Here is a 21,288-nt window from a genome sequence, read left to right on the forward strand (position 1 = left end):
GAATGGCGGCTCTCATGCCCTACCTGAATCCTGAACACGGCATCGCTGTCGCCACCGCGCTGTGGCTCGCGCTGGCCATCGATCGCTGGCTGGGTGAGCCGCCTGCACGCCTGCATCCGGTCGTGTGGATGGGGCGCTACCTCGGCTGGATCGGTTTGAGCGTTGCACCGCCTGCGTACCAGGCGAAGCCGGTGGATCTGCCGATGTTCTTCATCGGCGCGCTGACGTGGTGCGTGGGCGCGGCGGCCGTGTGGGGTGTCGCCATGACCATGCAGACATTCATCGCGCTGTCGCTGCCCGCATGGGCCGGCGCGTTGCTGCTGGGCCTGCTGCTCAAGCCGCTTTTCGCCTGGCGCATGCTGCGCGACGAAGTGCTCGCGGTCGAGGCGGCGTTGAGCGTGTCGCTCGATGCCGGGCGCAAGCAACTGGCGCGTCTGGTGAGCCGCGATGTCTCCCGGCTCAGCGAGCGCGAAGTGCGCGAGAGCGCCATCGAATCGCTCGCCGAAAACCTCAACGACTCGCTCGTGGCCCCGGTGTTCTGGTTCGTACTGCTCGGCCTGCCTGGTGCGGCGCTCTACCGTTTCGCCAACACCGCCGATGCGATGTGGGGCTACCGCGGCGAGCGCAACGGCCGCGATTGGACATGGCTCGGCAAATGGGCCGCGCGTGCGGACGATGTGCTCTCGTGGATTCCGGCGCGCATCACCGTGGGGCTGCTGGCGCTGGCGGCGTGGCGCTGGCCCACGGGGTTGTCCGGCGAGGCGCGCCGCACACCATCGCCCAACAGCGGCTGGCCGATGGCGACGATGGCGCTGCTGCTCGGTGTGCGGCTGGCCAAGCCGGGCGTGTATGCGCTGAATGCCGAGGGGCGCGCGCCTTCGGCGGCGGATATGCAACGCACTGCGCAACTGGGCGGACGCGCCGCTGCAGCGCTGGGCGTGTTCGCGTCGCTGGTCATCGCGGCGACGACCGGCTGGAGGTGGGTATGAGCGCGGTCCTGCACGGCGGCCCCGATGCATTCGGCGCCGCGCCGCACGACTTCTCGACCAATGGCAATGCCGTGGGCGCGTGCCCGGCCGTGCTGTCCGCATTGCGCGCTGCCGATGCGGCGCACTATCCGGACCCGCAGTACACGGCGCTTCGAAGTAGGCTTGCGGCCTTTCATGGTGTAAAGGCCGCACGCATCGTCATCGCGGCGAGCGCGAGCGAGTTCATTCATCGCATCAGCGCCGCTGTCGCACAAGGCGGCGGTCGTTGCGTCTGGCTGCCGGCGCACAGCTATGGCGACTATGAGCGTGCGGCGCAGGCCTGGGGTTTGCAAACGGTTCGCGCACCCCAGGCGTACACCGACGCCGCGCTGCGCTGGTGCTGCGAACCGTCGAGCCCGCTGGGGCAGCCGCAAGCCGATCTGCCGCAGCTGGCTGCGAGCCCGGGTGGCGCATGTGTGCTCGACCTGGCCTATGAGCCGTTGCGCCTCGAAGGCCAGGCTTCGCTCGACGTCACTCAGCGCGACCGCGTCTGGCAGCTGTGGACGCCGAACAAGGCCATGGGCCTGACGGGCATCCGCGCCGCCTACGCGATCGCCCCTCAAGACGCCGATGCGAGCCTCGTGCAACGCATCGAACGGCTGGCCCCCTCATGGCCGCTGGGCACACACGGCGTGGCGATGCTCGAGGCCTGGACCGGCGAGGAGGCACAACGCTGGCTCGCACAAAGCCGGCAGACATTGAAGGGCTGGAAAGCCCGGCAGCGCGCGGTCTGCGAATCGCTCGGCTGGCAGTGTCTTGCGAGCGACGCCAATTTCTTTTGCGCACGTACCGAGCGGCCATACCCAGACGTGGCCGCCGCGCTGCGCACCGAAGGCATCAAGCTGCGCGACTGCACCTCCTTCGGCCTGCCCGGCCACGTGCGCCTCGGCGTACTGCCCCCGGCCAGCCAGCAGGCGCTGAAGCAGGCCTGGACAAACACGTCCTGACCACATACACCCGCGAGAAAAAATGCTCTACGCCATCACCACGCTCTTTATCTGCCAACTGGCCGGCGAACTGCTCGTGCAGTGGCTCGGCCTGCCCATCCCCGGCCCTCTGATCGGCATGGTGCTGCTGTTCGCCGGCCTGCTGGTGCGACGTGGCGTGCCACAGGTCCTGGCCGACACCTCGGGCCACTTGCTGCGCAACCTGATGCTGTTGTTCATTCCGGCCGTGACCGGCGTCATGCTGCATTTCGAGCGCGTGGGGCGCGAGTGGCTGCCCTTCCTTGCGGCGGGCATCGCCGGTGCGGCATTCACCATGACGGTCACCGCGCTCACGTTCCGCTGGATGATCCGCATCACAGGCAAGGACGCCGAATGACAGCGCCCGCGAAGCTCTCCGAGATCTGGGTCTTCCTCGCGCAGTCGCCGCTGCTGTGGCTTTCGCTCACGCTGCTGGCTTATCTTGGCGCGCTGTGGCTGCACACCCGCAGCGGACGCAATCCAGTGGTCAACCCGGTGCTGGTTTCGGTGATCGTCATCGTCGGCGTGCTGCTGCTCACGCGCACGCCCTACGACACGTATTTCGAGGGCGCGAAGTTCGTGCACTTCCTGATCGGCCCCGCCACCGTGGCACTGGCCGTGCCGCTCTACAGCCAGGTCGGACGGCTGCGGCGGCTGTGGCTGCCCATCGGCGTGGCGTTGCTCGTGGGCTCGGTCGCGGCCATCGTGTCGGCCATCGGCATCGCGTGGGTGCTGGGCGGATCGCACGAGCTGATGATGTCGCTCGCGCCCAAGTCGGCCACCATGCCCATCGCCATGGGCGTGGCCGAGAAGATCGGCGGGCTGCCCTCGCTGGCGGCGGTGGCCGCGGCCATTGCCGGCATCTCGGGCGCGATCATGGCGACGGGGCTGCTGAACCTGCTGCGCATCAGGGAGCCCGCGGTGCGCGGCTTCGCGGTCGGCCTTGCCGCGCATGGCATCGGCACGGCGCGGGCGATCCAGGTGAACGAGACGGCGGGCGCATTTTCCGCGCTGGCCATGGGGCTCAACGGCATCGCGACCGCACTGCTGGTGCCGCTGGTCGTCAAACTGATGGGAGCGTGAAGGTGCCGCTGTACCGATCCCGTCCCGTCACCGATCCCCGGCCGATGGAGCTCGTCTGGCCCGCGAGGCCTTACCTGGCCGGCTACGTCTCGGCGTTGAACAGGGGCTGGTCGCGCGACGAGACGCGCCCCGAATCGGGCGCCGAGGAACGCGCCGCGATCAAGGCCGACCCCGCCCTGTTCCTCGCGAGCCTGGTCGACCGCGAGGCCAGGGGCGCGCCCATCACCATGCCGGACGGCACGCAGGTGCCGCGCCTGCCGGGCTACAAGTGCTGGATGTGGGACGGCGAGTTCTGCGGCAGCATCGACCTGCGCTGGCAGCCCGGCACCGACGCCTTGCCGATCTACTGCCTGGGCCACATCGGCTACAACGTGGTGCCGTGGAAGCAGCGCAGAGGCTACGCCACGCGCGCACTCGGTGCCATGCTGACGCTGGCCGCGCGCGAGGGGCTGAGCCGCGTCGAGATCACGACCAGCCCGGACAACTTCGCGTCGCAGAAGGTGATCGCGGCCCATGGCGGCCTCCTGGCCGAGACCTTCGTCACGTTGCCCAGCCAGGGCAGCCTCACCAAGTACCGATACTTCATCCATCTCTGAAATTTTTTCGAGCAAGGAGCACGACCCATGGCCCAGTACACCGCGGAAATCCTTTGGGAGCGGGGCGATCAGGACTTTCTCGGCAACACCTACAGCCGCAGGCATGTGCTGCGCTTCGACGGCGGTGCGGAGGTGGCGGCCTCGTCGTCCCCGCACGTAGTGCCGCTGCCGATGTCGGATGCGTCGGCGGTCGATCCGGAGGAAATGTTCGTCGCCTCGCTTTCCAACTGCCACATGCTGTGGTTTCTCACGATGGCCGTGAAGCGCAGGTTCGTGGTCGACCGCTACTTCGACGCGGCCACCGGCGTGATGGAGAAGAACGCCGACGGCAAGATGGCGATGACGGTGGTCACGCTGCGGCCGGAGGTTGCGTTCTCGGGCGAGAACATTCCTACGCGCGAGCAGATCGAGCAGATGCACCACCGGGCGCATGAAGAATGCTTCATCGCCAACTCGGTGAAGACCGAGGTGCGCTGCGAGCCGGTGTAGTTCGATTCAGCGGCGCTGCAGCCGCGGATTCTTGGCGAACAGCTCCGCCGCCCAGTCCACGAACGCGCGCACCTTCGCGCTCAGGTGCCGGTTGGGCGGGTACACCACGTGGATCGGCAACGGGTCGCGATGCCAATCGGGCAGCAGCTCGATCAGCTCGCCGCTTTCCAGCAGCGGCTCGGCCATGAAGGTGATGCACTGCGAGATGCCGAAGCCGCCCAGCACCGCGGTGATGTGCGCGTTGCTCTCGTTCACCGACACGCGGTAGGGCCCGTTCAGCTCGATCTGCTCGTCGCCCTTCTTGAACTCGTGCGGGTAAACGCGCCGCGTGGTGCCCGAGAAGTAGCTCACCACGTGGTGGCGCTTCTCGATGTCGCTCGGATGCTGCGGCACGCCGTAGCGCTTCACGTACGCCGGCGATGCCACGGTGACGAAGTGCAGCGTGCCGATGCGCCGCGCCACCAGCGACTGGTCGTTGAGCTCGCCGGCACGGATCACGCAGTCGACGTTGTCGCTGATCAGGTCGACAGTGCGGTCGCTCACCCCCAGGTCGACCTGGATGTCTGGGTAGCGGTCGCAGAAGCTGGCCAGCGCGGGCAGAATGATCTGCCTTGCCACCGAGGTGCCGACGTCGATGCGCAGTCGCCCCGTGGGGTTGGCCTGCGCATTCGTCATGCTGGCTTCCATGTCGTCGAAGTCGTTGAGCAGGCGCGCGGCCCGCTCGAAGTAGGCCGCGCCGTCGGGTGTGACCGTGACGCGCCGCGTGGTGCGGTTGAGCAGCTTCACGCGCAGGCGCGATTCGAGCGCCTGGATCTGTTTGGTGACCGTGCCTTTGGGCAGGGCGAGAGAGTCCGCCGCACGGGTGAATGTGCCGGCTTCCACGACGCGGACGAAGATCCGCATGGCCTGGATTTGATCCATTGAATGCCTGTTCTTGGTACCCGGCCCACACCGGGGGAGGCGGATTCTCACACAAGCGGCCAAACCCTTCGCGGTGGCCCCGATTGTTATCGGTTTGGAAACAGAGTAGGGCCGGCTTGCCTGTTTCAACGCTGCACCGGGCGACTTATATTTCAACCATCGCCCAATTCCCTGAGGTCGCCCATGTCACCCGTTCCATCGTCCCGCTCTGCCGAAGCCGCCGCCCGTGCGGCGGTACAGGGCGTGGAAGCCGATCTGTCGATCGAGCTGCCCGGCCGCGAACCGGTTGGTGCCCGTGTGTACGGTCAGCGTGCCAAGGGGGAAGTCGCACCGCTGGTGCTGCATTTCCATGGCGGCACCTTTGTGTGCGGCGACCTCGACAACGGCCGCAACGTGGCCCGGCTGCTGGCCGGCGCGGGGGCGGTGGTGGTGTCGGTGGCCTATCCGCTGGCGCCCCAATCGCCGTTCCCGGAGCCGATCGAGGTGGGCTATGCCGCCCTCGAATGGCTTTACAAGCAGCGCACCAAGCTTGGTGGCAAGGGCGCGCAGGTGTACCTGGCCGGCGAGGAAGCCGGTGGCAACCTGGCGGCCGCGGTGGCGCTGATCGCCCGCGACCGGGCGCATCCGCCGGTGGCCGGCCAGATCCTGCTGTCGCCCATGCTCGACCCGTGCGCCGGCACCGCCTCCCTGCGCAAGGCCACCAGCGATGCAGCCGAATGCCGCTGGGCCAGTGGCTGGGAGAAGTACCTGAGCTGCCCCTCGAACGCCACGCATCCCTATGCGGTGCCTAGCGGTTCGCTGCGGCTGTCGGCCCTGGCGCCCGCGCTGGTGCTGGTGGGACAGGACGACGCCATGCGCGACGAGGCGCTGACCTTCGCCGGCCGCCTGCGTGCCGCCGGCATCGAGGTCACGAGCAGCGTGCTGCCCAGCGCCTCCAACTGGCCCAAGGCGCTCTACGACACCGAGAACACGGGTTGCGTGGCCTGTGAGGCCACGGTGCAGCAGCACTTCCGCGAGTTTTTCAGCGCGACCACGCCACCGGGTGCGGCGCCGAACCACCCCAGCTAGTTCCCGGCCGATCCCGGCTGCCTGATCGACACGCCGCCAGCGCGGCAGCGTGCGAGGGCCTTGTTTTTTCTGAATTCCGCCGCCTGGTGCCAAAAGCGCCGGGATGGCCTGTTGCATCCCTGAAGTCATCGAGAAGGACGAACCATCATGTCGAACAACGAGAAAAAGCTGTCTTCCGTCGCCCGCAAGGGCCTGTGGCCCGCCGTGACCGGCATTACCGCACTGCTGGCCGTGGCGGCCGCCGTGCTGGGCATGCACAGTTTCAAGGCCGAGGCCAACAACGCACCGGCGGCGCCGCAGGCCACGCCGGTGTCGGTGGCCACCGTGGCGTCGAGCGAGATCAACGCCTGGGACGAGTTCTCGGGCCGGCTCGAAGCCGTCCAGCGCGTCGATGTGCGCTCCCGCGTCGCAGGCGCCGTGCAGTCGGTGCACTTTCGCGAAGGCGCACTGGTGAAGCAGGGCGACCTGCTGATCACCATCGATCCCGCGCCGTACGCGGCCGAGGTCGAGCGCGCCGAAGCGCAGGTGGCCTCCGCACAGGCCCGCCAGTCGTTCAGCCGCAGCGAGCAGGAGCGCGCCAAGCGCCTGTGGGACGACAAGGCCATTGCCCAGCGCGAGTACGACGAGCGTGTGAATGCCGGCAGCGAAGCCAATGCCAACCTGCGCGCCGCCCAGGCCCAGCTGCAGACCGCGCGCCTGAGCCTGGGCTACACCCAGGTGCGGGCGCCGGTGTCGGGCCGCATCGGCAAGCTCGAAGTGACGGTGGGCAACCTCGTCGCCGCGGGCCCCGGCGCGCCGGTGCTGACCACGCTGGTGTCGGTGAGCCCGATCTACGCGAGCTTCGACGCCGACGAGCAGGTCATCACGCGAGCCCTGAAAGACCTGCCGAGCGGCTCCAGCGCCCGAGGCCAGATCGAGAGCATTCCCGTGCAGATGGGCACCGCCGGCCTCGACGGCACGCCCTTCACCGGCAAGCTGCAGCTGATCGACAACCAGGTCGATGCCAAGAGCGGCACGGTGCGTGTGCGTGCTTCGTTCGACAACAAGGACGGCGCGCTCATCCCCGGCCAGTTCGCCCGCATCCGCATGGGACAGGCCCGCAACGACACCGCGCTTCTCGTGAGCGAGCGCGCCATCGGTACCGACCAGAACAAGAAGTTCGTGATGGTCGTGGGCGAAGACAACAAGGCGGTCTACCGCGAAGTCACGCTCGGTGCGTCGATCAACGGGCTGCGTGTCGTGAGCAAGGGCCTGAAGGTCGGCGACAAGGTCGTGGTCAACGGCCTGCAGCACATCCGCCCGGGTGCGCTGGTGGCGCCGAAGCAAGTGACCATGGACGCCAAGGCCGACACAAAGCAACCGGAACACGTGGCCGAGGCCGCGAAGTCCTGAACTCGGAGGGGAGTGCAGTCGCACCCACCGGAGAACCAACATGAATCTCTCAAAATTCTTCATCGACCGGCCGATCTTTGCCGGCGTGCTGTCGCTATTGATGCTGATAGCCGGGCTGATCGCGCTGCGCAGCCTGCCGATCTCGGAGTACCCGGAAGTCGCGCCGCCCTCGGTGGTGGTGCGCGCCCAGTACCCCGGTGCCAATCCGAAGGTGATTGCTGAAACGGTGGCCACGCCGCTCGAAGAGCAGATCAACGGCGTCGAAGGCATGCTCTACATGGGCAGCCAGGCAACGACCGACGGCGTGCTCACGCTCACCGTGACCTTCCGCCTCGGCACCGATCCCGACAAGGCACAGCAGCTCGTGCAGAACCGCGTCTCGCAAGCCGAGCCGCGTCTGCCCGAGGAAGTGCGCCGGCTCGGCATCACGACCGTCAAGAGCGCGCCCGACCTGACGATGGTGGTCCACCTCGTCTCGCCGAACAACCGCTACGACATCAACTACCTGCGCAACTACGCGGTGCTGAACGTGAAGGACCCGCTGGCGCGCATCGAAGGCGTGGGCCAGGTGCAGATCTTCGGCGGCGGCGACTACTCGATGCGCGTGTGGCTCGACCCGCAGAAGGTCGCGCAGCGCGGCCTCTCGGCGAGCGACGTGGTGGCCGCCATCCGCGGCCAGAACGTGCAGGCCGCGGCCGGCGTGGTCGGCGCATCGCCGGGCCTGTCGGGCGTGGACATGCAGCTGTCGATCAATGCGCAAGGGCGCCTGCAGAGCGAGGAAGAGTTCGGCGACATCATCGTCAAGAGCGGCACCGATGGCGCCGTGACTCGCCTGCGCGACATCGGCCGCCTCGAGATGGGTGCCGCTGACTACTCGCTGCGCTCGCTGCTGAACAACGACCCGGCCGTCGGCATGGGCGTGTTCCAGGCGCCGGGCTCCAACGCGCTGGACATCTCGTCCAACGTGCGCAAGACGATGGCCGAGCTCAACAAGAATATGCCCGAGGGCCTGGAATACCGCATCGCCTACGACCCGACGCAGTTCGTGCGCGCATCGATCGAATCGGTGATCCACACGCTGCTCGAAGCCATCATGCTGGTGGTGCTGGTCGTGATCCTGTTCCTGCAGACGTGGCGCGCGTCGATTATTCCGCTGCTGGCCGTGCCGGTGTCGGTGATCGGCACCTTCGCGGTGCTGCACGTCCTCGGTTTCTCGATCAACGCGCTGAGCCTGTTCGGGCTGGTGCTGGCGATCGGCATCGTGGTGGACGACGCCATCGTGGTGGTGGAAAACGTCGAGCGCAACATCGAGGCCGGGCTCACGCCGCGTGAAGCCACGTACCGTGCCATGCGCGAAGTGTCCGGGCCCATCATCGCGATCGCGCTGGTGCTGGTGGCCGTGTTCGTTCCGCTGGCTTTCATCAGCGGCCTCACGGGCCAGTTCTATCGCCAGTTCGCGGTGACGATTGCGATCTCGACGGTGATCTCGGCGATCAACTCGCTGACGCTGTCGCCTGCGCTCGCTGCACTTCTGCTGCGCGGCCATGACGCTCCCAAGGACGCGCTGACGCGCGGCATGGACAAGGCTTTCGGTTGGCTGTTCCGCGGCTTCAACAAGCTGTTCCATCGCGGCTCCGAGGCCTACAGCGGCGGCGTGAAGAACGTGATCTCGCGCAAGGTGCTGATGCTCGCGATCTACGTCGCGCTCATCGCCGTGACCTTCGGCCTCTTCAAGGCGGTGCCTGGCGGCTTCGTGCCGGCGCAGGACAAGCAGTACCTGATCGGCTTCGCCCAGCTACCCGACGGCGCCACGCTGGACCGTACCGACGAAGTGATCCAGCGCATGGGCGAGATCATGAAGAAGAACCCGAACGTGGAAGACGCCATCGCCTTCCCGGGCCTTTCGATCAATGGCTTCACCAACAGCTCGAACTCGGGCATCGTGTTCGCCACGCTCAAGCCCTTCGACCAGCGCAAGCGCGCCGACCAGAGCGGCGGTGCGGTGGCGGGCCAGCTGAACGGCGCCTTCTCGAGCATCCAGGACGCGTTCATCGTGATGTTCCCGCCGCCGCCGGTGGCGGGCCTGGGCACCACGGGCGGCTTCAAGCTGCAGCTGGAAGACCGCGGCTCGGTGGGCTACGACCAGATGGACGCGGCAGTGAAGGCCTTCATGGCCAAGGCTTACCAGGCGCCCGAACTGGCCGGCATGTTCACGAGCTGGCAGGTCAACGTGCCGCAGCTCTATGCGGATATCGACCGCACCAAGGCCCGCCAGCTCGGCGTGCCCGTGACGGACATCTTCGACACCATGCAGATCTACCTCGGCAGCCTGTATGCGAACGACTTCAACAAGTTCGGCCGCACGTATTCCGTGCGCGTCCAGGCCGATGCGCCTTACCGCGCCCGTGCCGAGGACGTGGGCCTGCTGAAGGTGCGCTCGACCTCGGGCGAGATGGTGCCGCTGGCCGCGCTGATGAAGGTGAATTCGACCTTCGGTCCGGAACGCGCCATGCGCTACAACGGCTACCTCGCCGCCGACATCAACGGCGGCCCGGCACCGGGCTACTCCTCGGGCCAAGCGCAGGACGCGATCACCAAGATCGCGGCCGAGACGCTGCCCAAGGGCGTGAGCTTCGAGTGGACCGAGCTGACCTACCAGGAAATCCTGGCCGGCAACTCCGCCTTCCTGGTGTTCCCGCTGGCGATCCTGCTGGTGTTCCTGGTGCTGGCTGCGCAGTACGAAAGCCTGACGCTGCCGATCGCGATCATCCTGATCGTGCCCATGGGCATCATGGCCGCGATGACCGGCGTATGGATATCGGGGGGTGACAACAACGTCTTCACGCAGATCGGGTTGATCGTGCTGGTGGGGCTGAGTGCGAAGAACGCGATTCTTATCGTGGAGTTCGCCCGAGAGCTCGAATTTGCCGGCCGCACACCCATACAGGCCGCCATCGAAGCCAGCCGCCTGCGCCTGCGCCCGATTCTCATGACCTCGCTGGCCTTTGTGATGGGCGTGTTGCCCCTCGTGCTGTCGACCGGCGCGGGCTCGGAGATGCGCAAGGCCATGGGCGTGGCGGTGTTCGCCGGGATGATCGGCGTGACGGCCTTCGGCCTGTTCCTGACGCCTGTGTTCTACGTGCTGCTGCGCCGCCTCGCGGGCAACCGGCCACTCAAGCTGCATGGCGAAGTGCCGCATGGCGACGACTTCGTCTCGGCCGGGCATCCGGCTTCGCATGGCGGCGCCGGTGGTGGCGGCCTGCATCCGGTGCCTGCATCGCCGCGTTCTTCGCATGACGACTGATCGATCGAGAAAGCGCATCATGAAATTTTCAGTACAACCTCTGGTGAAGCCGCTTCGTACCGCGTTGCTGCCGCTGATGGCCGCCCTGGTGCTCGCCGGCTGTGCCACCGCGCCCTCGGGCCTGCCCGAGATCACGACCACCGCCCAGTTCAAGGAGCAGGGCAAGGACCAGGCGGTGACGCCGCCCGCCGGCTTCACGCGGGCCGCGCCCTCCGAGGCGCTGCCGCGCGGCGCCTGGTGGCTGGCGTTCAACGATTCGGCGCTCAACGCACTGATCGAGAAGGCCGACGTCAACAACACCAACATCCAGGCCGCGGCCGCGCGGCTGGCCGAGGCTCGCGCGCTGGCGCGCAGCGCCAACGCCGACCGCCTGCCGCAGATCGGCCTGGGCGCTGGCGCCAACCGCGGCGCGGGCCTGGACAAGGCCACGGCCAGCACCCGGCCGGCCACGATGACGAACATCGGCGCCACGTTCTCGTACGAGGTCGACCTGTTCGGCCGCCTCTCGGGCGCGAGCAACGCGGCCAAGCTTGATGCGGCCGGCCGCGAGGCGCTGCTGCAAAGCACGCGCTTGGCAGTGCAGGCCGAAGTGGCGCAGACCTACCTGCAGTTGCGCGCGCTCGATGCCGAGCGCGCCCTGGTGCGCGAGCAGGTCGAGGCGTATCGCGACACGCTGCGCCTGTCGCAGCGCCGCGAGCAGGCCGGCGACATCGCCGAGCTCGACGTGGCGCGCGTGCAGACCGAGGTGTCGTCCACCGAGTCGGATGCGCTCGCGCTCGACCGCCAGCGCGCCCAGGTGGAGCATGCGCTCGCGGTGCTGGTGGGCGATTCGGCTTCGAGCTTCGGCTTGCGTGTCGACGAGTGGGCGACGGCGCTCCCGTCCATTCCGCCGGGTGTGCCCGCCACGGTGCTCACGCGCCGCCCCGACGTGTCGGCCGCGCAGAGCGCCGTGCTGGCCGCGCAGGCCCGCGTGGGCGTGGCGCAGGCCGCGTGGTTCCCGGACATCTCGCTGACCGGCGCCGCCGGCTATGCCTCGCCCGAGATCGGCGACCTCTTCAAGTGGTCGGCGCGCTCGTGGGGCGTGGGCGCGCTGCTGTCGCTGCCGATCTTCGACGGCGGCCGCCGCGAGGCCGGCGTGCAGGGTGCCAATGCCCAGCTCGACGGTGCGCTTGCGAGCTACCGCACGCAGGTGCTGGTGGCGTTCCAGGAAGTCGAAGACCAACTGGCCGCCATCCGCATCCTGCAGGAGCAGTCGGTCGTGCAGGCACAGGCCGTGACCTCGGCCCAGCGCGCCACCAGCCTGTCGGACACGCGCTATCGCAACGGCTACGTCAGCCAGCTCGACCTGCTGGACGCGCGCCGCAGCGAATTGCGCAACCGCCGGCAGGCACTGCAGGTGAAGTCGGCGCAGTACCAGGCGGCGGTGGGGCTGATCCGCGCCATCGGCGGCGGCTGGGAAGCGCCGGCGCCGGTCGCGGTTGTCCCGGCGCGGACGGCCGTGGCCGTGCGCTGAATCGCGATCAAGGATTGAAATTGAAAGCCTGAGCGCCGCAAGGCGGTCTTGCGCCGCCGTGGGTTCAGTCGGTTTTCTTGCCGGCTGGATTCGCGGCGGCGCTTATTTTTTGCAGCTCCACCGCGCCCACGGCCAGGGCGTTTGAATAGCTGGCCTGCGGCCTCGACGCTGTCCGGTAGACCCGGTAGTCGAAGGTTTCGGAGGCGGCGTCGCCATGGTGGGCTTCGAGCAGGATCCAGAAGAACTGGCCCGGTTCGCGTTCCTCGACGGCTAGCGCCAAATCATTCAAGGCTGGCATGGGTTCCCGGGTGCAATGCGGTGTGGTGGCCTCTGGTGTACGCAAAAAATGCTACTGTTTGATGCGCCGGATGTATTTGCAATGCCCTGCGATGTGAAAGATGTCGCATTTCGTCGCTTCCATTTGGCCTTTCCCGGACCGGTGTGGCGCTCAACGACAATTCGCCGATGAGTTCAAAGGCGAAAAGCGGGCCGGCGCGTTGCGTCATGGTCCTGGGCACCACCAGCGGCGCCGGCAAGAGCTGGCTGGCCACGGCGCTGTGCCGCTGGTATGCGCGGCAGGGCCTGAAAGTGGCGCCTTTCAAGGCGCAGAACATGAGCAACAACGCCCGCGTGGTCGACGGTGGCGAGATCGGCAGCGCCCAGTACTTCCAGGCCCTGGCCGCCAATGCCGTGCCCGAGGTGCGGATGAATCCGCTGCTGCTCAAGCCCGAGCGCGATACCCACAGCCAGGTGGTGCTGATGGGGCAGGTGAATGACGAACTCTCGGCCTTGCCCTGGCGCGGCCGCAGCGAGCGCGTCTGGCCGCAGATCGCGCAGGCGCTCGACGAACTGCGCGCCGGAAACGACGTGGTGGTGATCGAAGGCGCGGGCTCGCCGGCCGAGATCAACCTGATGGCCAGCGACATCGTCAACATGCGCATCGCCCGGCACGCGCAGGCGCGCTGCCTGCTCACGACCGACATCGACCGCGGAGGCGCCTTTGCCCATCTGTACGGCACTTGGGCGCTCCTGCCAGAGGCCGACCGCGTGCTGCTGCGCGGCTTCGTGCTCAACAAGTTCCGCGGCGACGCCTCGCTGCTCGCGCCTGCGCCGCAACAGTTGCAGGAGCTGACCGGCGTGCCCACCGTGGCCACGCTGCCGATGTGGTGGCAGCACGGCTTGCCCGAAGAAGACGGCGTATTCGACGACCGCAGCCGTGCGAGCGGCACCGTGACGCGCACGGTCGCGGTCGTGGCATATCCGCGCATCAGCAACCTCGACGAATTCCAGGCGCTGAAGAACGTGCCCGGCGTGCGGCTGGTCTGGGCTCGTACGCCGGCCGACGTGGCCGGCGCCGACTGGATCGTGCTACCCGGCTCCAAGCACACCAGCGGCGACCTGGCCTGGCTGCGCGCCCAAGGGCTGGACAGCGCCGTGGCCGCGCATGCCGAACGCGGCGGCGCGGTGCTGGGCATCTGCGGCGGGCTGCAGATGCTGGGCGAGGCGCTGGTCGATCCGCACGGCATCGACGGCAATGCGCCGGGGCTGGGCCTGCTGCCGCTGGTGACGGTGTTCGCGCGCGAGAAGACGGTGCGGCACCGCACCGCGGCTTTCGGCGAGCTGAGCGGCGCCTGGGCCGCGCTGTCGGACGTGCCCGTCGCCGGCTACGAGATCCACCATGGCCAGACCGCCGCACACCCGCAGATGGCGCAGCACGGCCAGGCCGTGATGTCCGACGGACTGGCCTGGCAGAACGCGCGCGGCAACGTGCTCGGCATTTATCTTCACGGCCTGTTCGAGGACCCGCGCGCCCTGCACGCGCTCTTCGGCGCCTCCGTGCCCACGCTCGACGCCACCTTCGACGGTCTGGCCGACTTCATCGATACCCACTTCGACGCCGGCGTGCTTGCCGGACTGATTGCATGACCGAAACCATCCCCACCATTTCCGACATCACCGACATCGCGCTCGCCGCCCGCCTGCAGAGCGCGCTCGACAACAAGACCAAGCCGCTCGGCGCGCTGGGCCGGCTCGAGGCGTTGGCCTTGCGCATCGGCACCATCCTCGGCACCGAAAGCCCGGTGCTCGAAGCCCCGCAGATGCTGGTCTGCGCGGGCGATCACGGGCTCGCCGCACGAGGCGTCTCGGCGTACCCGAGCGACGTGACCTGGCAGATGGTCGAGAACTTCCTCGCCGGCGGCGCGGCCGTGAGCGTGCTGGCGCGCCAGCACGGGCTGGCGCTGACGGTGGTCGACTGCGGCGTGCGGCGCGACTTCCAGGCGCGCCCGGGGCTGGTGTCGCGCCGGATCGCCGAAGGTACGGTAGACGCTTCGCAAGGCCCGGCCATGACGGCCGCGCAGTGCGCCCAGGCCATCGCCAACGGGCGCGAGGTGGTGCGCGTGCTGCCGGGCAACGCGTTGCTGCTCGGCGAGATGGGCATCGGCAACAGTTCGTCCGCCGCGCTGCTGCTCTCGCGGCTGGGCGGGTTGGACATCGACGCCTGCACCGGCGCCGGCACCGGCCTCGATGCGGCCGGGCTGGCGCGCAAGCGCGAGGTGCTGCGGCAGGTGCTGGCGCTGCACGCTGGCGCGACCGCGCCTCTGGACGCGCTGGCCGCCTTCGGCGGTTTCGAGGTGGCTACGCTGGTCGGTGCGGTGCTTCAGGCGGCCGAGGAGCGGCGCGTGATCGTGGTCGACGGCTTCATCGCCAGCGCAGCGGTGCTGGTGGCGCAGGCGCTGCAGCCGCACGCGGTGCAGCGCTGCGTGGCCGCGCATTGCTCGGCCGAACCCGGCCACGTGCTGCTGCTGGAGCGGCTGGGGCTGGAGCCGCTGCTCAAGCTCGAACTGCGCCTGGGCGAAGGTTCGGGTGGGGCGCTGGCCTGGCCGCTGCTCGAATCGGCCTGCCGCATCCTGCGCGAGATGGCGAGCTTCGAGTCGGCCGGTGTGTCGCGCAAGGACAGCTGAAGCGGATGAACGGCGTTCGCCATTTCCTGCTCGCGCTGCAATTCTTCACGCGCGTGCCGGTGACGGGGCCGCTGGCTGCGTGGGTCGGCTTCAGTCCGCAGATGCTGCGTTCGAGCGCGGCGCATCTGCCCGGCATCGGATGGCTGGCAGGCGGGGTGGCGGCGCTGGTGTTCGTTGCTGTGGGCATGGGGCTGCCGGGTGTCGCCGGTGCGCTGGCTGCTGCCGTGCTGAGCACCACGGCCACCGTGATGCTGACCGGCGCCTTCCATGAAGACGGCCTGGCCGACGTGGCCGATGGCCTGGGCGGTTCGGCCAACCGCGACCGGGCGCTGGAGATCATGAAGGACTCGCGCATCGGCGCCTTCGGTGCGCTGGCGCTGGTGCTGGCGCTGGGCCTGAAATGCGCGCTGCTCGCAGTGCTGGCGGGGCACGGCTTGCAGGCGGTTGTTGTCGCCATCGTCGGCGCGCATGTGCTGTCGCGGCTGATGCCGCTGTTCCTGATCCGGTGGTTGCCCTATGTGGGCGACAGCGGGGCGAGCAAGGCGAAGCCGCTGGCGGATGCGATCAGCGGTGGCGCGTTGCTGATCGCGGGGGTGTGGGCGCTGCCGGCGGTGGCACTGCTGCTGTATGCACACGATGTGGCGCACAGCGTGGCAGCCGTGCTTGCGGCCGTTGTTGCTGCAGGCTGGATGGCGCGTCTTTTCATGCGCCGGCTGCAGGGCTTCACCGGCGATGGCCTTGGCGCGACCCAGCAGGTCTGCGAGCTGGCGATCTACCTCGCACTGGCGTGGCGCGCATGAGCGACGCCACCCGAAGGACGCTCTGGCTCCAGCGCCACGCGCCCGTGGTGGCCGAGCCCGGCCTGTGCTACGGCGCCACGGACCTCGAAGCCCATGCAGACGCCACGCTCGCCGCTGCGCAGCGCATCGCGCCTTTGCTCCCTGCGGGCATCACCGTGCGCAGTTCGCCGCTGCGGCGATGTGCCGGGCTGGCCGATGCCATTGCCGCGTTGCGCCCCGATCTTCGGGTGCGGCACGATGCACGGCTGGCCGAGATGAACTTCGGCGCCTGGGAAGGGCGGCCGTGGTCCGCCATCGCACGCGAGGAATTCGACGCGTGGACCGGCAATTTCGCCGATGCGCCTGCCGGCGGCCATGGCGAAAGCGTGCGCGCATTCATGCAGCGCGTGGCCGCCGCGCATGACGAATGGCTTGCGGGCGAGGGCGATGCGCTGTGGATCACGCATGCAGGCGTGCTGCGGGCGGTAACGTTGCTGCAGCGCGGCACCCGCTGCCCCGGAGCCGCCGCCGACTGGCCTGCTGGGGAACTGGCCTTCGGCGGTTGGCTGACTTTCGATAATTAGCTGCCGTCGGACAGTGTCGATGCGGCTCAGTTCTTCTGCCGCCACTGTTCGCGCCAGAGCCGCTCCAGCTGCGGCGCCAGCGCAGCCGGCGGCGTGCCCAGGAAGCGGTTGCTGCCGTGGCGCTGCACCAGGCCGTAGAGGCGGCCGGAGCCCTGGTCGTAGAGCGCGATCGCGTTGTTGTCGTAGCAGTCGTGCGGCTTGCAGAAGGCGTGCAGGAGGTAGCGCGTTCCCTCGACCGTCACCCATTGCGGCTCGGGCGCCGGACCTTCGCGGCGCACCAGCCAGCGGTCGTTCTCGCGCGTGCCCAGGGCGACGCGCCAGGCCTTCTCCATGGCCGGGCCCCGCGCCAGCGCCGCTGGGCTGCCCGTGGGCGGGGGAGGCGCCTTGACGGCGGGCTCGACAGGCGGGGCCACGGCCCGCACTGCGCCGTTGCAGCGCCAGTAGCGCAGCTTCATCATGTCGGGGCCGAGCTGGCCGGCGACCGGCTTGTCGGCGTCCAGCGCGATGTACTGGCCGCGCGCTTCGCGGTAGACGAGGAAGGTCATGGAGCCGGACTTGCCCGCGCTGCTCATCAGCGCCACGTCGAAGCCCGCCGGCGGCGGGCGGTTGCCGAAGAAGCTGTGGGCGGTCTGCGGTTCGTTGCCGGTCACGCGGCGCTTGCCGCTTTCGGCGATCAGCATGTCCTGGCGCACCTGCAGCGTCGGTGCGGCCGCGTTGGCGCAGTTCGTCGACCAGCGGCCGCCGTAGAGCGCCATGGCCTCGGGCGGCAGGCCGCCGCCCTGCTGCGACCATGCCGCGGCCGGAAGGAGGGCGGCGAGCAGCGTGGCGACCAGCAGTGCCCGGGAGTCGTTCTTTCGTGTCGTCATTCGTCGTCGGTCTCAGGCCGTCTTCGGCATCGGTGTCTTTGGCTTGTAGGCGCAGAAAGTGGCCACTGCGCACTCCCAGCAGCGCGGCTTGCGCGCCACGCAGATATAGCGGCCATGCAGGATGAGCCAGTGGTGCGCATGCAGCCGGTATTCGGGTGGGACGCGCTTCTCGAGTTTGAGTTCCACCTCCAGCGGCGTCTTGCCCGGCGCAAGCCCGGTGCGGTTGCCGACGCGGAAGATGTGCGTGTCGACCGCCATGGTCGGCTCGCCGAAGGCCACGTTGAGCACCACGTTCGCGGTCTTGCGGCCGACGCCCGGCAGCGCCTCCAGTTCGGCGCGGGTGCGCGGCACCTCGCCGCCGTGCAGCTCCACCAGCATGCGGCAGGCCTCGATCAGGTGCTTCGCTTTGCTGCGGTACAGGCCGATGGTCTTGATGTACTCCTCCAGCCCCTCGACACCCAGATCGAGAATGGCCTGCGGCGTATTCGCCACCGGATACAGCTTGCGCGTGGCCTTGTTCACGCCCACGTCGGTGGCCTGTGCCGACAGCAGCACGGCGGCCAGCAGCTCGAAGGGGGTTGTGTATTCGAGTTCGGTCTCGGGCTCGGGGTTGGCCGCCTGCAGGGTGGCGAAGAAGAGGGGGATGTCGTTTTTTTTCATGGGGCTTCGTGGGGGCGGCACGCGCAATATATCGTTGAAAGGCGATAGCCTTACGCAGCTTTATTGCCCGCCGCTTTCGCGACAATGGCACCCCAGAAAGTGAGACCGACCATGCAATTCGCCTCCCGCCTCGACAACGTCGAGACCTCCGCCATCCGCGAACTCTTCAAGCTGCTGGGCAAGCCCGGCATCATCAGCTTCGCGGGCGGCTTTCCCGACAGCGCCATGTTCGACGTCGAGGGCCTCAAGGAGGCGAGCCAGAAGGCGCTCTCCGAAGAACCCGGCGCCGCGCTGCAGTACGGCGCCACCGAAGGCTATGAGCCGCTGCGCAGCCAGCTCAGCGCCTTCATGAAGACCAAGGGCGTCGAGGTCGACCCCAGCGGCCTGATCGTCACCACCGGCAGCCAGCAGGCGCTCGACCTGCTGGGCAAGACCATGATCTCGCCCGGCGACAAGGTGATCGTCGAGGGCCCGACCTTCCTGGCGACCATCCAGTGCTTCCGCCTGTACGGCGCACAGCTCATCAGCGCGCCCATCGATGCCAACGGCGTGAAGACCGACGAGCTCGAGAAGCTCATCGCCGAGCACAAGCCCAAGTTCGTCTACCTGATCCCGACCTTCGGCAACCCCAGCGGCGCGATGCTGACGCTGGAGCGCCGCAAGAAGGTGCTCGAGCTGGCCGTGAAATACCAGACGCTGATCGTCGAGGACGACCCCTACGGCGACCTCTATTTCGGCGAAGCACCTCCGCCCTCCATCCTGGCCCTCAGCAAGGACGTGCCGGGCAGCCGCGAGTTGCTGGCGCACTGCGGCAGCCTGAGCAAGGTGCTGAGCCCGGGCCTGCGCATCGGCTGGATGATCGCGCCGCCCGAGCTGCTGGCCAAGGCGACGATGTGCAAGCAGTTCAGCGACGCGCACACGAGCACGTTTTCGCAAGCCACGGCCGCGCAATACCTCAAGAGCGGCCGCATGCCGGCCACGCTGGCGCACGTGCGCGAGGTGTACGGCCAGCGTGCCCAGGCCATGGGCGCGGCGCTCAAGCGCGAGCTGGGCGATGCAGTGACCTTCACCCAGCCCAATGGCGGTTTGTTCTTCTGGGCGCGCCTCACGGGCGCCAACGGCAAGCTGGCCGATGCGAACGAACTGGCGAAACGAGCGATCGAGAAGCTCGTGGCCTTCGTGCCCGGCGCGCCGTTCTTCGCGGGGAAGCCCGATGTGGCCACGCTGCGGCTGAGTTTTGCGACGGCCGACGTGGCGAAGATCGAAGAGGGCGTGAAGCGCCTGGGTCAGGCGCTGTAGTCGATCCGGTCAGGGGGACCGGTGCAGCCGGGGCGCTGCAAGCAGGTCCAGGTTGTCTGAAATGGCCGCATCCACGTTCGGATAGCGGCCTTTCATTTTCGACAACGTCATGATGGTCTGCAGCGCCTTCAGGTCCTTGACCGATGGCGCGACCTTGATCTGCGCGATGGCTGCGGCGGGGTTGCCACCGTTGATCAATGCCATCACCTTGCTTGCCCAGTCGTTTGCGCGCGCCATGTCTTCACCTGCTTTCGTTCGAAGCGCCGACTGTACACAGCGCCGCGCCGATCGCCGCCGGGACCGTCACGCCGTGCCTGCAAATCCTCCGAAGAAAGCGCGCGCGTTGGCCTCCAGGCTGTCGAGGTGATAGCCGCCTTCCTGGACGATCAACGTAGGCAGGCCCAGCGCACCTATGGCCTTGCCGAGACGGCCGAAACCCTCGGTCGTCACCGCGACCTGCGACTGGGGGTCGTCCTTGTAGATGTCGAACCCGAGGGCCAGGACCAGCGCGTCCGGCGCGAAGCGTTGCAGCACGCCCGCCGCATCGTCGACGCGCTCGAAGAAGGTCGCTTCCGTCGCCCCGTGCGGCATCGGGAAATTGACGTTGAAGCCATCGCCGTCACCGGCCCCGCGCTCGTCGTCGTAGCCGGCGACGGCAGGGTAGAAGTTGGTCGGGTCGCCATGGATCGAGACATACATCACGTCGCTGCGGTCGTAGAAGATTTCCTGCACCCCCTGGCCGTGGTGCATGTCGGTATCGAGGACCGCCACGCGAGCGAAGTGCCCGCGCAACGCCTGGGCGGCGATGGCTGCGTTGTTGAGGTAGCAGAAGCCGCCAGCGGCATCGACGCGCGCATGGTGGCCGGGCGGGCGGCACAGTGCATAGGCTGCAGGGGCGCCGTCGACGATGGCCGCCGCCCCGGCCGCCGCGCTCTGGGCCGACCAGTACGCGGAGCGCCAGGTCTCGGCCCCGACCGGGCAGCTGCCGTCGGCAAGGTAGCGCGCCGCCTTGGCCAGCACGCCGCGCAGGCGGTTGGGCTCGCGCACGTAGACGTTCGACATCACCTCGTCGCCCCAGTCGGGCGGCATCTGCTTCCATTCGTCGTGCGCGTCCTCGAGAAAGCGCAGGTAGTCGGCGCTGTGCACGGCGGCCAATGGCGCCATGCCGGCATCGGCCGGTGTACGGAGATCGAAGCCGAGCGATTGCACGGCGGCGACGAGCCGAAGCGCACGGTCGGGAATTTCCTGCGGGGTGCGCATCTGTCCGCGCGACAGATAGCTGCGCGGATGGTGCAGCAGCTGCTCTGGATGGAAGTAGGTCAGCATGGGCGATTCGGCATGGCCGCCGTGGAATTTGCTCGGCAGCCATGGTAGCGAGCAAGATCGGTGCCCATCGAGGGCATCGGATGACGCCCGAATCGGCGGCATCCACATTGGTTACGATCACCCATGAGAAAAACCTTTCAGCTTCAGGTCGAGGGCAAGCACCCCGACCGTCTCCTCGAAGCCATCAAGCACGAGATCCGCAAGTACATCAAGCGCGAGCGGCGGCGCGAATTGCCCGAAGGCAGCGATTTCTGGGACTTCGATTGCAAGTTCGGCGCGGCCCAGGAATCCGCCGAAGTCATCCACCTTTCTGCCATCACGGGCCTCATCGACGGCGTGGTGAAGGAAGGCGGCAAGCAGTTCTACATCGAGATCCTGGCCAAGCCCGGCAAACGCAAGCCGCGGCCTGAAGGCGAACAGGGCGCTGCCACCGATTCCGAACAGGAATAACC

The 21,288-nt window shown here is 68.1% G+C and carries 22 protein-coding genes; 16 read left to right on the forward strand and 6 right to left on the reverse strand.

Annotation, left to right across the window (positions count from 1 at the left end; all coding sequences use genetic code 11):
* The first annotated feature begins 14 nt into the window (after positions 1 to 14).
* From cbiB to ASD05_RS12730, 6 genes are read left to right on the forward strand one after another with little or no spacing between them, the layout of a single operon-like run.
* Positions 15 to 989 (forward strand): adenosylcobinamide-phosphate synthase CbiB, encoded by a 975-nt coding sequence (gene cbiB / locus ASD05_RS12705; protein ID WP_056592544.1) that lies wholly within the window; start codon positions 15 to 17, stop codon positions 987 to 989.
* Positions 986 to 1,975 (forward strand): pyridoxal phosphate-dependent aminotransferase, encoded by a 990-nt coding sequence (locus tag ASD05_RS12710; RefSeq protein ID WP_056592548.1) that lies wholly within the window; start codon positions 986 to 988, stop codon positions 1,973 to 1,975. Before cbiB ends, ASD05_RS12710 begins: the two co-directional genes overlap by 4 nt.
* Before the next feature lie 22 nt (positions 1,976 to 1,997).
* Complete coding sequence (locus ASD05_RS12715; RefSeq protein ID WP_056592551.1) at positions 1,998 to 2,351, forward strand: CidA/LrgA family protein; 354 nt, start codon at positions 1,998 to 2,000, stop codon at positions 2,349 to 2,351.
* Positions 2,348 to 3,076 (forward strand): LrgB family protein, encoded by a 729-nt coding sequence (locus ASD05_RS12720; protein ID WP_056592554.1) that lies wholly within the window; start codon positions 2,348 to 2,350, stop codon positions 3,074 to 3,076. Before ASD05_RS12715 ends, ASD05_RS12720 begins: the two co-directional genes overlap by 4 nt.
* A 44-nt stretch (positions 3,077 to 3,120) precedes the next feature.
* The gene (locus ASD05_RS12725; protein ID WP_056592558.1) at positions 3,121 to 3,672 is read left to right on the forward strand and encodes a GNAT family N-acetyltransferase; all 552 of its coding nucleotides are present in this window, start codon (positions 3,121 to 3,123) and stop codon (positions 3,670 to 3,672) included.
* 27 nt (positions 3,673 to 3,699) lie between these two features.
* A complete protein-coding gene (locus ASD05_RS12730) occupies positions 3,700 to 4,161 on the forward strand; it encodes an OsmC family protein (RefSeq protein ID WP_056592561.1) in 462 nt (153 codons plus the stop codon).
* 6 nt (positions 4,162 to 4,167) lie between these two features.
* On the opposite strand, the gene ASD05_RS12735 is transcribed toward ASD05_RS12730, so the two are convergent.
* A complete protein-coding gene (locus ASD05_RS12735; RefSeq protein WP_056518855.1) occupies positions 4,168 to 5,082 on the reverse strand; it encodes a LysR family transcriptional regulator in 915 nt (304 codons plus the stop codon).
* Positions 5,083 to 5,265: 183 nt separating this feature from the next.
* Between ASD05_RS12735 and ASD05_RS12740 the strand changes: the two genes are divergently transcribed.
* The 4 genes from ASD05_RS12740 (at position 5,266) to ASD05_RS12755 (ending at position 12,359) form a co-directional block, all read left to right on the forward strand.
* Entirely contained in the window at positions 5,266 to 6,150 is an 885-nt protein-coding gene (locus ASD05_RS12740) for an alpha/beta hydrolase (RefSeq protein WP_007837053.1), read from the forward strand.
* A gap of 147 nt (positions 6,151 to 6,297) precedes the next feature.
* Complete coding sequence (locus ASD05_RS12745; protein WP_056592565.1) at positions 6,298 to 7,542, forward strand: efflux RND transporter periplasmic adaptor subunit; 1,245 nt, start codon at positions 6,298 to 6,300, stop codon at positions 7,540 to 7,542.
* A 40-nt stretch (positions 7,543 to 7,582) separates the two neighbouring features.
* A complete protein-coding gene (locus tag ASD05_RS12750) occupies positions 7,583 to 10,846 on the forward strand; it encodes an efflux RND transporter permease subunit (protein WP_056592568.1) in 3,264 nt (1,087 codons plus the stop codon).
* A gap of 19 nt (positions 10,847 to 10,865) precedes the next feature.
* Positions 10,866 to 12,359 (forward strand): efflux transporter outer membrane subunit, encoded by a 1,494-nt coding sequence (locus ASD05_RS12755; RefSeq protein WP_056592571.1) that lies wholly within the window; start codon positions 10,866 to 10,868, stop codon positions 12,357 to 12,359.
* 64 nt (positions 12,360 to 12,423) lie between these two features.
* On the opposite strand, the gene ASD05_RS12760 is transcribed toward ASD05_RS12755, so the two are convergent.
* Positions 12,424 to 12,657, reverse strand: coding sequence for a hypothetical protein (locus ASD05_RS12760; RefSeq protein WP_056592574.1), 234 nt, complete (start codon positions 12,655 to 12,657; stop codon positions 12,424 to 12,426).
* A 167-nt stretch (positions 12,658 to 12,824) separates the two neighbouring features.
* Here ASD05_RS12760 and ASD05_RS12765 point away from each other — a divergent pair, with 167 nt between their 5' ends.
* The 4 genes from ASD05_RS12765 to ASD05_RS12780 are packed head-to-tail and all read left to right on the forward strand — an operon-like array spanning position 12,825 to position 16,685.
* The gene (locus ASD05_RS12765; protein ID WP_056594337.1) at positions 12,825 to 14,285 is read left to right on the forward strand and encodes a cobyric acid synthase; all 1,461 of its coding nucleotides are present in this window, start codon (positions 12,825 to 12,827) and stop codon (positions 14,283 to 14,285) included.
* Positions 14,282 to 15,322: a nicotinate-nucleotide--dimethylbenzimidazole phosphoribosyltransferase gene (gene cobT / locus ASD05_RS12770; RefSeq protein WP_056592577.1), complete on the forward strand. Its 1,041-nt coding sequence runs from the start codon at positions 14,282 to 14,284 to the stop codon at positions 15,320 to 15,322. Before ASD05_RS12765 ends, cobT begins: the two co-directional genes overlap by 4 nt.
* A 5-nt stretch (positions 15,323 to 15,327) precedes the next feature.
* On the forward strand, positions 15,328 to 16,122 hold the full coding sequence (locus ASD05_RS12775) for an adenosylcobinamide-GDP ribazoletransferase (protein ID WP_056592580.1): 795 nt from the start codon (positions 15,328 to 15,330) through the stop codon (positions 16,120 to 16,122).
* The gene (locus ASD05_RS12780; protein WP_056594341.1) at positions 16,119 to 16,685 is read left to right on the forward strand and encodes a histidine phosphatase family protein; all 567 of its coding nucleotides are present in this window, start codon (positions 16,119 to 16,121) and stop codon (positions 16,683 to 16,685) included. The genes ASD05_RS12775 and ASD05_RS12780 overlap by 4 nt, the downstream gene beginning before the upstream one ends.
* A 26-nt stretch (positions 16,686 to 16,711) precedes the next feature.
* Here ASD05_RS12780 and ASD05_RS12785 read toward each other — a convergent pair whose 3' ends face one another.
* Together ASD05_RS12785 and nth are read right to left on the reverse strand one after the other, a co-directional pair.
* Positions 16,712 to 17,551 (reverse strand): Ivy family c-type lysozyme inhibitor, encoded by an 840-nt coding sequence (locus ASD05_RS12785; RefSeq protein WP_056592583.1) that lies wholly within the window; start codon positions 17,549 to 17,551, stop codon positions 16,712 to 16,714.
* 12 nt (positions 17,552 to 17,563) lie between these two features.
* Positions 17,564 to 18,211, reverse strand: coding sequence for an endonuclease III (gene nth, locus ASD05_RS12790; RefSeq protein ID WP_056592586.1), 648 nt, complete (start codon positions 18,209 to 18,211; stop codon positions 17,564 to 17,566).
* Positions 18,212 to 18,322: 111 nt separating this feature from the next.
* Between nth and ASD05_RS12795 the strand changes: the two genes are divergently transcribed.
* The gene (locus ASD05_RS12795; RefSeq protein WP_056592591.1) at positions 18,323 to 19,510 is read left to right on the forward strand and encodes a PLP-dependent aminotransferase family protein; all 1,188 of its coding nucleotides are present in this window, start codon (positions 18,323 to 18,325) and stop codon (positions 19,508 to 19,510) included.
* A gap of 9 nt (positions 19,511 to 19,519) precedes the next feature.
* Here the strand turns inward: ASD05_RS12795 and ASD05_RS12800 are convergent, their stop codons facing one another.
* A complete protein-coding gene (locus ASD05_RS12800) occupies positions 19,520 to 19,747 on the reverse strand; it encodes a hypothetical protein (RefSeq protein ID WP_007837035.1) in 228 nt (75 codons plus the stop codon).
* Between the two features lie 66 nt (positions 19,748 to 19,813).
* Positions 19,814 to 20,836: a histone deacetylase family protein gene (locus ASD05_RS12805; RefSeq protein WP_056592594.1), complete on the reverse strand. Its 1,023-nt coding sequence runs from the start codon at positions 20,834 to 20,836 to the stop codon at positions 19,814 to 19,816.
* A 123-nt stretch (positions 20,837 to 20,959) separates the two neighbouring features.
* Here ASD05_RS12805 and ASD05_RS12810 point away from each other — a divergent pair, with 123 nt between their 5' ends.
* Complete coding sequence (locus ASD05_RS12810) at positions 20,960 to 21,286, forward strand: DUF6172 family protein (RefSeq protein ID WP_056592597.1); 327 nt, start codon at positions 20,960 to 20,962, stop codon at positions 21,284 to 21,286.
* Positions 21,287 to 21,288: the final 2 nt, after the last annotated feature.

The sequence above is a fragment of the Variovorax sp. Root434 genome, assembly GCF_001426595.1.
Lineage (GTDB): Bacteria > Pseudomonadota > Gammaproteobacteria > Burkholderiales > Burkholderiaceae_C > Variovorax.